Raw genomic sequence first — 12,975 nt, forward strand, 5'->3', positions numbered from 1 at the left:
AAATGCACTACCGGTTAAATAATATATTTTCATTGTTTGCATCTACAAATTCAACGGTATAAAATTGATTAAAATAAGTTTCCAATGAATCTAATTTCTGTTGTTGACCAGAAATATAAATTGAAATTAAACAGATATAAAAGCTTAATATAAATCTAATAGCCATCATTTTGGGGTTTTAAATTATTATTCAATAAAATCTCCTTTTCTGGTAAAGGCAATTTTTCCATAAATGGTTTCCAAGTTGGTATACTATTTTGTAATTCATTTAATCGATTCCATCGTTTCAAATCAAAAAAACGATGTCCATATTCTGTAAATAGTTCATGTTTATATTCATCTAAAATCGCTTGCTCTAAGTCATGTTGAGATAAATTAGAAAGCATAGGTAAATTGGCTCTTTTACGAATAAGGTTTAAATCATTTTCAGCTTCTCTAAAATTGGAAAGCTGAAAATTAGCTTCTGCACGTATCAAATACAATTCAGCTAATCGAAGTACCACACTATTCTCTACATTAACTGTTGACGAAGCATTGGGCGCTTTGTATTTGTATGGTTGATACCAAGTACCCTGATTGTTATTTAATTTCTTTATCCAAATTTCTTTTCTTTGATCTCCATTCTCGAAAGAGTTGACGAAAGTGGGTTTTAAACTTACAAAAGCTGGTGGTAGAGCATTTAACATAAAAACATCTGCTTCCAAGGAATTTCCAGTTGCTAAATGAGGCGAAAAACACCATAGAATAGATTTACTTTCTTTCAAAAATTCTTTGCTAAGATCTTGTTCTAATGTAACACCAGCCGTTTGAATAACATCATTTGCATGCTGTTTGGCTTTTTCCCATTGTTTGGTTTGTGCATAGTATTTAGCTTTTAAAGTTTTTAACGATGTAAGATTTAACCGTGTTTTAGATGTGTTTTTCGTTCCTTTCAAAAACAATTCTTCTGCTACTAAATAATCTTGCTCTATTCTTTCATAAATTTCCTTTTCTGGTGTTTTATGAACAAGTTTATTTTGCAAATAATCTGTCGTTGTGATGTATGGGATTTCGCCAAACAATTGAGTCAAATACATGTGCAACATTCCACGCATTGTATAGGCTTCTGCTAATACTGTTTGTTTGTATTGATTTTCTAATAATGTACTTTTTTCTACCCCCTCTATCAATGCATTTAATCGATATATTTGATTATAACTTGTGTTCCAGCTAGTCAACACCAATTCATTTCGAGTGGATAGCGTGTGTTCATAAAACTCTTTTTGACCAAGTAAATTGATGGAATATAAGTCGAGTTCATCTGTGTATAACCCCAATAAATACGTCATACCAGAATTATTACCAGTTAATAATCCGTTATCTCTTAAGCTTGCATAGATATTTAACAATGCAGCATCTGTCGTTTTTTTATCTTCAAATACTTCTGTGCTTACAAGTTGTGTATTTGGTGTATCAAGATCTAAGAAGTTGTCGCAACTTGTCAAAAGAATTAAAGCGATTAATCCTTGTTTTAAGTGTATAAAAATTGATTTCATAATGTTAAAAGTTTAATTGTAATCCAAGTGTATATTCTTTCAGAGGTGGCAAATACCCTGATAAAACAAATTCGGGATCAGCACCAAAATAATTGGTTAGCGTCCATAAATTTTGCCCGTTGAGAAACAATTTTAGAGAAGAAGTGTTTGCAATTTTAAATTGATAGGAAATGGAAATATTCTTTAAACGGATATAAGAACCATCACTTACCGATTGATCACTTTGTTTAAAATTATTATAGGCTTGCGAAGCGAGTGTTTGGCTTCCAGTACTGTATCGTTGATAGTTGGCTGATGGATTATTCGGTGAATAAGCATCTAGAAACTCTATCGGTTGATTGGTTAAACTTCCTGGAATGAAACTCTGAGCGATATAATTGATACTATTTTGTTTCACGAATTGAAACAGTACATCAAGTCCAACGTTTTTATACTGCACTTGATTTGACCATCCTCCAAACCATTTTACACCCACATTTTTAATAACCTGCTTATCTTCAGTATTTATTTTTCCGTCTTGATTAAAATCTTTGAATGTATGTAATCCAGTTATTGGGTCTATACCTGTCCATTCGTATAATTTTTTAATTGTAATGGGTTCACCAATAACATAAGTATTGGCATAAGTAGAACCTTCTAAATCGGGAAATGACACTAATTTATTTTGTGGAAATGATAGATTCAAGGCTGTTTTCCATTGAATAGCGTTTTGCAATGGTTTTGCTGAAAGTTCAATTTCAATTCCTTTGTTCTCTACTTTTGCAGGTAAATTAGATTGAATGGATGAAAAACCTGTTGTTCCTGGTAAAGGGATTCCGACCAATTGATTTCCAGACACATTTCTATACCATGCAAGCGAAAATCCTATTCTATCCCTAAAAAAAGATAAGTCAAGAGCGAATTCTAATTTCTTATTTTTTTCCCAACTAAAATTAGGATTATACAAACTATTTGGTTCTAAACCTGTAACCTGATCGTACGTTCTTGCCTTTGTAATATAGGTATCCAAGTATTGATAATCACCAATCAAATCATTACCTGTAATCCCATAACTACCTCTTATTTTTCCGAAGCTTAACCAAGATGATTCGTTGAGAAAGTTTTCTTTTGAAAAAATCCAAGCTGCTCCAATTGCACCAAAATTCCCATATTTAAAATTTTGTCCAAAACGACTTGATCCATCACGACGACCAGTTAAGTTTATAAAGTATTTGGATTGGTAGTTATATCCAAATCTACCGTAAACAGATTGATAGGTATAATCTATGATAGGTTGTGCACTAATTGTTTTTACACTTGCAGAAGATAAATCGTTTAGCAATGAGTTACTCAGAAAATTAGAAGCCGAAATTCCTAATCCATTTGTTTGTCTGTGTTGAAATGTTAATCCAACAAGGTTTGAAAAGTGGTGTTGATTTATACTTTTATTGTACTCTAATCGTGGTTCTATGTTATACGACATAACTTTCTGATCGTATCGTAATACGTTAGATCGTTCACTCCCATAATTATAATTTGGGTTGTATATCGTAGATGGACTTACCCGATTTTCTATTGATTGACTATAATAAATCCCTATATTATTAACTAAACTTAATCCTTCAATTAATTGAATTGAATTCAAAATAGCATGATTCATCATATCACCATTACTAGTATAATAACCTCTGAGTGAGGCTAATGGATTTACAAACGTATTGTTTTGCCAATTCAGTTCACCTTGTTCATTGTATAAATTTGGAGCATTCGGGGCTAAGCTTATAACACTTGAAAACAAATCGGTAGAAGGTAATTTATTGACAGATCGACTTAAATTACCTTTATATCCAATAGAAAATCGTTGATTAGGAGAAGTGTAATTTAAACTTATTAAAGCAGTAGTCTTTTTTAATCGAAATGGTTCTGGATAAACAGTTGTTGCTTCAAAATGTCCCATACTCATTAAAAATTGAAATTGATCTGAGGCTGCGTTTATACTTAATTGGTTATTGTTTTTAGAAGAAATGTGCCTTACTAATTCGTTAAACCAATTGGATGACGAATTAACATCCCAACTTCCATTTATATCATAGGCATTGGCTGGATAAGTTTTAATTCCATCGTTTTCAAATGCTGTTCTTCTCATTGCTAAATAATCAGACGTATTCATTAATCTTAATCGATTCATTACTTTACCAACTGTGTAATCTGAATTATACGCAATATTTAGTTTTCCACTTTTTCCTTTTTTAGTTGTTATCAGTACTACTCCATTGGCTCCACGCGAGCCATAAATAGCAGTAGCATCGGCATCTTTTAAGATTTCTATACTTTCTATTTCTTTTGGATTCAGAAAATTAAGAGGATTAGATTCCCCATAAGGTAGAATACCAGACGACAGCCCTACACTTGTTGTATTTCCACTTCCAAAAGGAACACCATCTACAATATAAAGTGGTTCGTTTCCTTCTCGTCTTAGGCTATTTCGACCTCTAATTTGGATATCAAACCCACCACCTGCATTTCCAGAGTTTTGTATAATACTCACACCAGCCATCCGTCCTTGTATGGCAGAAAGTACATTATTCACAGGCTGATTTTCGATTTCCTTTGCCGTAACACGTGCTATAGAACCTGTACGTTCTTTGTCTTTTACGGAGTAGTATCCTGCATTCACCACCACATCTTTTAGCTGAATCCCCTCCTCTTCTTTTGTGAAACGTACATTAATCACGCTTCTATTCAATACCTCTTCTTCACGAATAGGGAAATTCAATTGCTCAAAAATTAATTTAGCATTATCCTGTTGTAAGGTCAACGAATAGTTTCCATTTGCATCGGTAAAAGTGGAATTATCCGTTCCCTCCTCTTTTACCATTACACCCACTAGTGGGACTTGAAGTTCTTTTACCGTTCCAGTCACGGTTTTACCTGTTTGTGCTAACAATGGTGTTGCACAAAACAATCCCAATAATACAGCAAATGACTGCCTACTGAGTTTAAAGTAAAATTTTTTCATAATTTTACATAGTTTTTTAATTCAACATTAGTTTTAAAATCCACTCCTTTTCCTGTACATCGCGCCAACTTTGTTTTGGGGAAAGGGGTTTTTGTTTTTACGTTTTACGTTATGCGTTATGCGTTATTTTTTTTTAGTTTTACGTGAAACGTATTAAGTTCTACGTTTTTATTCTTATTAATACTCAAGTTCATTTTTAACACGGACACTGAGGCACTCGAAGTGCAGAATCTATTTTCGCGCGCACGTGCCTGTTTATCTTATATATCTCCTAAAAAAATCCCCCGATATAGTCAAGTTTTAAAAATTACATTAATAAATGAAAAAAATTAACACTAATCATTTTATGAAGATCATTTACTTTCTTCTTAAGGTGTCTTCGGGGGATAGAGTGTGAATCTGTTTACTCTTTCATGATTTTACATAAGTTTTTTAATTCAACATTAGTTTTAAAAGCCACTCCTTTTCCTGTACATCGCGCCAACTTTGTTTTGGGGAAAGGGGTTTTTGTTTTTTTACGTGATACGTATTACGCTTAACGCTATGCGTTTTTATTCTTATTAATACTCAAATCCTTTTTTTACACGGGCACTGAGTTTCGGTTGCTGAGCCTGTCGAAGCATCGAAGTGCAGAATCTCTTGCTTTCATTTTTTGCTCATCCAAAGAAACATTTGAGATTAAGAGGAGGAGTCACGATGTGACTCAGGTATTCCTTTTCATTAATGTCACTTTTTACTTGACTAAAAAGTAACCAAAAAGTCAAGGCCGTAAACCTCTCTACTAAAAATATTCTCATTTCTCTAAAGATTTCACAAACCCTACGGGCTAAAATCTTTTTAACGTTACATTCAACCATTTTCTTAACGTGAGAGTTTTAATGCCGGTTTTTCATCCTTTTTCAATACTCAAATCCTTTATTAACAACGAATTTAGAAACGGGCATTGCTGAAAAGTCGAGTGTCAATTCGGCGTAAAGAGCGTTAAAAATGATTTACTGTTCGCATTTTACATGCGAATGATTTAAAGCATTTAGCGAATAGCCATTATTGACCGACTTGTAAGCACGGACTTGATTTTTTTGATTCGTTTTTTCATCAAGGAAAAAATGAATGTAAAATCCTTTCTATCACTTTTCAATTCTAGTAGAATCGAATAACCGTCTGTGCATTTCTTTTATAAGAAATACATATTTATAGAGAGTGTATTTCACTTGATTTGTAGAGGAATAAAACCAAGTGTATTTATTGTATGAAGTTCAGCGCTGTTTGTATTAAAGAAATAACCAAAAACAAAAAACCGTGAAACTCATCATTATCTGCCGCTGAGGTACTGGTATACCGAGGAACAGATAAGTGAGCTCACGGCATAAGACGTGAGCTTATCTACTTACCATCTCGTTCCAAAAATTACCAGTTTTCAACGGCGAGACTATAAGCAATAGCTTAATATTTTCTATATAAGTATTGCAAAATTACATATTCTTGTAATTCTTTAACCAAAGATAGTAAAAAAAATCTAATGTAGAAAACTTTACCTACAATTTTATTTCAAATAATATTGAAATTGCTCTTAAACTATTATCATGACAATTGAGGATAACAAAAGAAGTTATTTAATATATTTTGGAAAAAATCTTGAAAAAATCAGAACTGAAAAAGGTTTAAGCTATAGACAACTAGCTCAAAGATGTGATGTCGATTTTAGTGAGATTAGTAAAATTGAAAAAGGAGAAAGAAACATTCAAATTACAACAATTGTAGAATTAGCTAAAGGATTAAACAAATCTCCTAAAGATTTATTTGATTTCAAAACAGAAGAAATCTAAAGAAATAAAAATTTAGGGTGTTAAAAAAATATACAAGTATTAAGTATTTAAAAACTCCTTGTTTAATATGAATATCCTAAATTTGAAATGAATATAAGTCATAGGCATGACGTTAATTTATTACTCAGGTGCTGGTTTTTAGGTTAAAAGTTCACCTGAGTTTTTTATTTTACATAAATACAAGATTAAAAGAAAGAGTTCTATATAGAACTCTTTCTTTATTTACACAACAATGGATACTGTGTATTTTTGTTAGTATATTTGATTTACGAAGAATAGGTATGTTTTTATTGTACTTTACTTCGTCAAAAACAATGATGTGACGCAATTCTCCGCTATGCTACGAATCGCGTACATCATCGAATTTGCTAAATAAAAAATACACGCAACTTCGTTGCTATATTTTTTACTGTCGCAAATCCGGTAACCGTTATGTGATATTTTTTAAACAAGACTTATCTATAATAAAAGTTTCAATATCATTTTTAAAAACGGCTACTGCATAATATTCTTCAATATCAAATTCTATATTAATAGTATCTTTTGGATATATAGTTTGTCTACTATTTCCAGATAAAGTTTTATTTTCCACATCTAAAATTTTAATGTAATTTTCTGATAATATAAATGTAGATTTTTTATGATTTGAAATTGTAATATAAATTTTGCTATTATCTTTTCTAAAAATAAAATTCAAGTTATCGTCAATAAAATCATCATATTTCCATATGTAATCAATTGAGTCAATATTTTTTAATTTAAAAACTAATCTATCTAACGAAGTAAAAGGATTTAAATCATAGAAACAATTTAAATTTTTAACATTCTTAAGTCTTAACTCAATTGCATTTTTTATAGCTGTTAAATAATTAGAATCAAATTCTTTAGCATCAAAATGCTTACTATTATTATAGTTAAGATATTTATTTTCAACTATTCTACCACAAACACATATATTTCCACTGCAATCATTCTCTATTGTATGTGAACCGCAATCTAAAGTTTCATATTTAGATATTCTACATAATGATTTAGAAAAATCTTTTATTGATAATTCAAAATGCAATAGAATCCACATCTCAAATGATATCGATGAAAAACCAATATTTACAAATCCTTTCGACTCATCTTTTGCTAATAAATATGCTTGTTGATGTTTTGTATGTCCATCTTTATCATAAACAGCCCATAATTCATCATATCCATCCTCCAATGAACCTATCTGACATTTTCTAACATAACAAACAGGTTGTGACTTGAATTCATCTTCGATGTTATAATCTTCTACTTCAGCAATGCCTCTTTTAATTGTACGTTTTCTACCTCCTTTCCTTTGCTCATAATTAGTATGAATATGATCGCTTTTAGGTAAAGGTAAAATTTTCACAAAAACCTCTCCTTTTGAATTGTCTATAACTTGATCCCTCAAATAAGCGAAGTAATTTGGTTCACTCCTATTACCTTCACAAACTATTAATATTGTTTTACGAAATTTCATTATTGAAAACTTCTTTTAAAGATTTAATTTGAGGAATTCCTCCAAACTTTCCTGATAAATACCATTTATCAAATGCAGTATCTTCCCTTAGCCCTTCAAAATCTTGTAAGCTAAACAAATCTGTAGATCCATCTATATTTTTTTCTGAAATCCAAATTTGATCTTTTCTTACAATATCTTTATCTAATAAAGTAACATCGTGAGTAGTAAAAATAATTTGAGCACCTTTAGAGTTTATTTCCTCATCTAAAAAAATCATTAATATCATTTTAGTTACATAAGGATGTAAACTCGTATCTAATTCATCAACAATTAAAACCCCTCCTTCAATAATAGTTTTAAAAATTTTAGTTCCTAGAGCATATAGATTTTGTGTTCCAACTGATTCTTCTTTTAAATTTAGTGGTCTTTTATCCACTATTTTTTCATTTGAGTAAAAATTATGTAACCCATATACATCAAAATTTTCTTTAGTATATCTTGAAATTTCTTCATCTAAGTCAATGTCTTTTTCGTTAATTTCAATACCTACAATTTTTGTATCAATTGCATTTATCAACTTTTCCAATTTAGATTTTAAGTTAGGATCCTTAGAAAGTTCACTACTCACATTATTTTTCAATAAATCATAATGTAATTTACTCGTAGCATTATATACGTATAAATTATCAAAATATAAAAATACATCAGTTAAGATCTCAAGTGGTTCATCGTCTCCAAATTTTGACATAAGAAGTTGATTTGGAAAAACTGATATTTTTTTTCCTCCTAAAAATTCGCCAATTACTCCATATTGTATAGTCTCATTTTCATTATACTCATTTCTTTTAAATAAATTTTGAGGATATTTTTTAGGATACCAATTAAGTTCCTCTTTTAAGATGATGTTATCCTTAAGTATTATTTCATACTGATATTTTATTTTATTTAAAACAAATTCTAAATTAAAATAAATTGGACTGTTCAAATTCTTATCATCGAAAAGAAATGGATCATTTAATGAAATTTCTCTACCTACTTTTGGTTTATATTTTATTAATTTTAGAATTTCAAAAAATGCTCTAACAATATTAGATTTTCCTGAAGCATTTGGTCCATATATTAATGCTGATTTTAAAATTTTATACTCGCCATTATGAAATATATTTGAGGATTTAGATTTTGATGAATTTGGTTCCATTGAAAAAACTATTTCATCTTTATAAGATCTAAAGTTTCGAATTGTAATATTTAATATCATAATTTACGTATTTATTTTACAAAAATAAACAAATTAATCTCAAATAAGTCTTTAAATCGTACATTTTTGCAAAAACATCACATAACATTGGTAACTGTTGCACAACTCCAATTTTAGGTAAAAAAAATACAAAAAAGTATAAGTAACAACCTCTTTTAAAAGCTATTTTAGAGAGGTTTTTTTATTTTACACAACAAGGTATACAATATAGTTTTGTTTGTATATTTGAGATTAATATAACGAAATGTAGATATAGGTGTATTTTTACGAAACAAACGCTATACTAGTTCGTGAAAATTATGTTATAGGCAATTATTCAATCCTAAACTTTTAAAAATCTTAACTATGAAAGCAAGTGTAAGTTATAATGACTTAATAGGTACTGTTGCAGCTGATGTATCTGATGAAATAGCAACAAAATATAGAACAGAAGATATTGAAGCCATTGGAAAATATTTTGAAATTGATGAAAATAGATTTCAAATAATTGGAATTTCTATTTATGGAGTTAAAAATATGTATGTTAGCTTAATTTGTATTGACAAAGATAGAAGTGAAAATCAACCATTCATAACTAAAATGAATGTAAATATAACAGATGAAGACAAAAATTATATTTTAGAAATTTTATTTAAAAGGCTAAATATAGTGTTACATTCAAAATTCAATGAAGACTTCAATAAAATTGTTATCAATGAAGAGTCAAATTATGAAGATTTCCACGCGGACAATGAAGAATAACTGCCTATAATAAATAAGCTTTCGTCTTGCCCGGAGGGCATGAGATGTATTGAAATCACTGAACATAAATAACAAATAAAAAGTAGTGAAGTAAAGTCTGTTGAATGGAACTGGAGGTTTAATTAAACATAGGTAATTGTTGCACAACTCCAATTTTAAGCACAAAAACACAAAATAGTATAAATTAAAGACCTCTATCGAAGCAATTTTAGGGAGGGTTATTTTTGAGCTGTGTAACAAATAGGTTTAGTTAAATGGTGGTTGAAGGTAGAATTGAACTTCTACTCTATTTAATTCGTCAAAAGCTGTCCATATTCGTATTTTTTGTAAGTTTACAAATAATGGAACAGCTTTGGCTTCGCTTGGGTCTGAATTTAACATTTGCTCAATTCAAACCCGTACTTCGCCAAGCCAAGTCCAGTAGGTGCAATAATATTTGACCATTACAATGCTAAAGAATATAAAGGAAAGAATAGAAAGAAATGAATCATTCATAGTTGCGAATGATGGACAATTTTTAGGGAAATTATCAATGAGTCAATATGATTCAGAATCAATTATGAATAAATATGGTTCATATGGAAGTAAGTATTCTTCAACTTCCATATTTAATCAATATAGTACTTATGGTAGTAAATATTCTTCTTTAAGTCCGTTTAATATGTATACATCAACTCCACCCATAATATATTTGAGAGGGCGAAATGTTGGTTTACTCACGAAAAATAGATACGCTGGAATGAATAGAATAGATCCAGATGAATTAGTTGATTGGATGATGTATAACAATTTAAGGTATTAATAATGGATTATACAGATTATTTAAAATTAATAGCAGCATTAGTAACTTCAATTGGAGGCACAACAGTTATCGTAATTGCACTATCTAAGTGGTTTGGAGATTTTATATCTAAAAGACTACTTGATAATTATAATAATAAACATTCTTCAGAATTAGAGAAGATCAAAAATAAATATCAAAAAGAGTTAGAAAGTTCTAAGAGTGAATTAGACAAGTCCAAAAGTTTATTTCTAAGATATTCAGAAAAACAATTTGTCTTATATAATGATTTATGGAAAGTTTTACTATATACTAAACAACAAGCAGATTCCTTATGGGAAAAAACAACTTCTGAAAAAATACCATCTTTTATAGAACAGATTCAATTAACAAAAAATGCTATTGATGATAATATGTTATTAATCGAAAAAGCCCATTATAATAAATTATCTGAATTAATTGAACAATTTGAAAAATTCAAAATTGCTACATTTTTACTAAGGGATTTAAAAAATAAATCAAGTAATGAAATTGAAGAAATGGGAATTACACAAGATGAAACACTGGAAACAATTACTAATAATATAGATTGGAAAAAAAAATATGATAATCTTATTATGGAGATTGGAATAAATTTTAGACAACAAATAAAAGGATAATGTTACTGCACCTAATAACTAAGCTTTCGTTTGTTAGGATGCATGTGATATCACTGAACAAAAAATATTATAAATAGTAACCTCTTTAGAAGTGATTTCAAGGAGGTTTTTTGTTTTTGCGTGAAACCGTAGTATATTAAACTCTTTATAAAAAACATTCGTTTTAATTCTTCTACAATCATTTTAATAGCTTCTATTTTTTGATTGTTCTTTTCTTCCTAATCATTATCTTTATTCCAAAGTAGATGCTATGTGTTTTCATGTAAAAGTGACCAAAACAAAAGAACAGATTGAAAAGAAATCAAGGTTGAAATTCAAACCTGAAGTTAGATTTGCGCCAAATCCTCATTTCAAAGGTTTTGATCATCCGAAATTACCTGTTATCACCAATCAACAAGATTATATTCATTTGTTCGAGTGGGGTTTAATTCCGCATTGGGCTGGAAATGATTTTAATTCGAATAACACCTTAAACGCACGTATTGAAACTATAGATGAAAAACCATCTTTTCGAGATGCTTACACCAATCGTTGTGTGATATTGGTTGATGGCTTTTATGAGTGGCGACACGAAGGCAAAGACAAAATCAAATATGATATCGGAATCAACAATAATTTGATGTGTTTAGCAGGATTATATTCTGATGATACGTTTACGATTGTTACGACTGAAGCTGTCGGCATTATGGATTATATCCACAATACAAAACATCGTATGCCTGTAGTTTTAAATGATGATGAAAACTTAATGAATTGGTTAGATTGTAAACCAATTGTTCCGTTTACTGATTTCAGCTACCAGCGTGAAGATGGTCAAGTGAGTTTATTTGGATAATTCGGATTTTATATGTCGAAATAAGATTTTTCTAACATCTTTGTTGTCTTGTTTTTGTTCGATAAATAATTTCATTTCGTCTAGATTATCAAGTAAATGATCGCAATAGCCAAATCCTTTGTAAACTCCTTTTTCAATTAATACAATACCTTTTTCATTTTCAGTTCTTCCCACCAATTCAAATAAAAAGTCCTTTTTAGGTAAATGCACTGTTTTCAAAAATTGACGAACTCTTTTGTTGTAAAGTTTCACATCTTCCCTATTTATACAAGCTCCGTTACATTCTTCTAAACTATATTGAAAACAACTTGATTTGGTTTTATATAAACCATTTATTTTTTGACAAAGCTTATATTTATCTGTAATGTAAAATAAATAATCTTTTGCTTCATTTAACGATGTAAATGAGATGATTTCGTTCCCAGAGTTATCAATTTTCTTTATTATTAATGCGTGATAACCATCCGAATTTATTTCTTTATATAATGCGTAAAAGAACTTAATCTTGCGTTGAGCTCGATTAAATATTGGCAGATTTTGTTTGATTAATTCAGATTCTCTCAACAAAGCAATCAATTCATTTCCTGTATTTTCAAATTGTATAGAATGCGTAAAATGCTGAAGTTTAATTTCCTTTTTATCAAGTGATTTGAAATGCTGAATCAATCTTTTTCTGATATCAATACTTTTTCCAATGTAGATAATATCTTGCTTGTCGTTGTATAAATAATACACGCCACAAATATTTTTTGGAACTTGGTCAACCAACATTTTCAATCTATCATTCAGTACCATGGCACAAATTTACTGAATCAATTTTTAACTTTAATTTTTTAACACTTTTCGACGACACCTTGTAGCG

General features: G+C 29.6%; 11 protein-coding genes. 5 read left to right on the forward strand and 6 right to left on the reverse strand.

The features are described 5' to 3' along the window. Positions 1 to 155 precede the first annotated feature (155 nt). Entirely contained in the window at positions 156 to 1,535 is a 1,380-nt protein-coding gene (locus B2X73_RS13605) for a RagB/SusD family nutrient uptake outer membrane protein (RefSeq protein ID WP_291067845.1), read from the reverse strand. 4 nt (positions 1,536 to 1,539) lie between these two features. Next, positions 1,540 to 4,533: a SusC/RagA family TonB-linked outer membrane protein gene (locus B2X73_RS13610; protein ID WP_291096688.1), complete on the reverse strand. Its 2,994-nt coding sequence runs from the start codon at positions 4,531 to 4,533 to the stop codon at positions 1,540 to 1,542. Positions 4,534 to 6,116: 1,583 nt separating this feature from the next. Here B2X73_RS13610 and B2X73_RS13615 point away from each other — a divergent pair. Beyond that, entirely contained in the window at positions 6,117 to 6,359 is a 243-nt protein-coding gene (locus B2X73_RS13615) for a helix-turn-helix domain-containing protein (protein WP_135836432.1), read from the forward strand. Between the two features lie 430 nt (positions 6,360 to 6,789). On the opposite strand, the gene B2X73_RS13620 is transcribed toward B2X73_RS13615, so the two are convergent. Continuing rightward, a complete protein-coding gene (locus B2X73_RS13620; protein ID WP_291096690.1) occupies positions 6,790 to 7,857 on the reverse strand; it encodes an RloB family protein in 1,068 nt (355 codons plus the stop codon). Further along, positions 7,844 to 9,097 (reverse strand): AAA family ATPase, encoded by a 1,254-nt coding sequence (locus B2X73_RS13625; RefSeq protein WP_291096692.1) that lies wholly within the window; start codon positions 9,095 to 9,097, stop codon positions 7,844 to 7,846. Before B2X73_RS13625 ends, B2X73_RS13620 begins: the two co-directional genes overlap by 14 nt. Positions 9,098 to 9,442: 345 nt before the next feature. On the opposite strand from B2X73_RS13625, the gene B2X73_RS13630 reads away from it, so the two are divergent. Continuing rightward, a complete protein-coding gene (locus B2X73_RS13630) occupies positions 9,443 to 9,838 on the forward strand; it encodes a hypothetical protein (protein WP_291096694.1) in 396 nt (131 codons plus the stop codon). A 246-nt stretch (positions 9,839 to 10,084) separates the two neighbouring features. Here B2X73_RS13630 and B2X73_RS13635 read toward each other — a convergent pair whose 3' ends face one another. Beyond that, positions 10,085 to 10,219, reverse strand: a complete 135-nt coding sequence (locus tag B2X73_RS13635) for a hypothetical protein (RefSeq protein ID WP_291096696.1) — start codon at positions 10,217 to 10,219, stop codon at positions 10,085 to 10,087. 151 nt (positions 10,220 to 10,370) lie between these two features. Here B2X73_RS13635 and B2X73_RS13640 point away from each other — a divergent pair, with 151 nt between their 5' ends. From B2X73_RS13640 to B2X73_RS13650, 3 genes are all read left to right on the forward strand, one after another. Continuing rightward, positions 10,371 to 10,640, forward strand: coding sequence for a hypothetical protein (locus B2X73_RS13640; protein WP_291096698.1), 270 nt, complete (start codon positions 10,371 to 10,373; stop codon positions 10,638 to 10,640). Between the two features lie 2 nt (positions 10,641 to 10,642). Further along, positions 10,643 to 11,278, forward strand: coding sequence for a hypothetical protein (locus B2X73_RS13645; protein ID WP_291096699.1), 636 nt, complete (start codon positions 10,643 to 10,645; stop codon positions 11,276 to 11,278). A gap of 250 nt (positions 11,279 to 11,528) precedes the next feature. Continuing rightward, a complete protein-coding gene (locus B2X73_RS13650; RefSeq protein WP_291096700.1) occupies positions 11,529 to 12,113 on the forward strand; it encodes an SOS response-associated peptidase in 585 nt (194 codons plus the stop codon). On the opposite strand, the gene B2X73_RS13655 is transcribed toward B2X73_RS13650, so the two are convergent. Further along, on the reverse strand, positions 12,102 to 12,908 hold the full coding sequence (locus B2X73_RS13655; RefSeq protein WP_291096702.1) for a GIY-YIG nuclease family protein: 807 nt from the start codon (positions 12,906 to 12,908) through the stop codon (positions 12,102 to 12,104). The two genes, B2X73_RS13650 and B2X73_RS13655, sit on opposite strands and share 12 nt — an antisense overlap. Positions 12,909 to 12,975: the final 67 nt, after the last annotated feature.

Origin of the sequence: Empedobacter sp. UBA7252 (genome assembly GCF_002472765.1) — a bacterium.
Classification (GTDB): Bacteria; Bacteroidota; Bacteroidia; order Flavobacteriales; family Weeksellaceae; genus Empedobacter; species Empedobacter falsenii_B.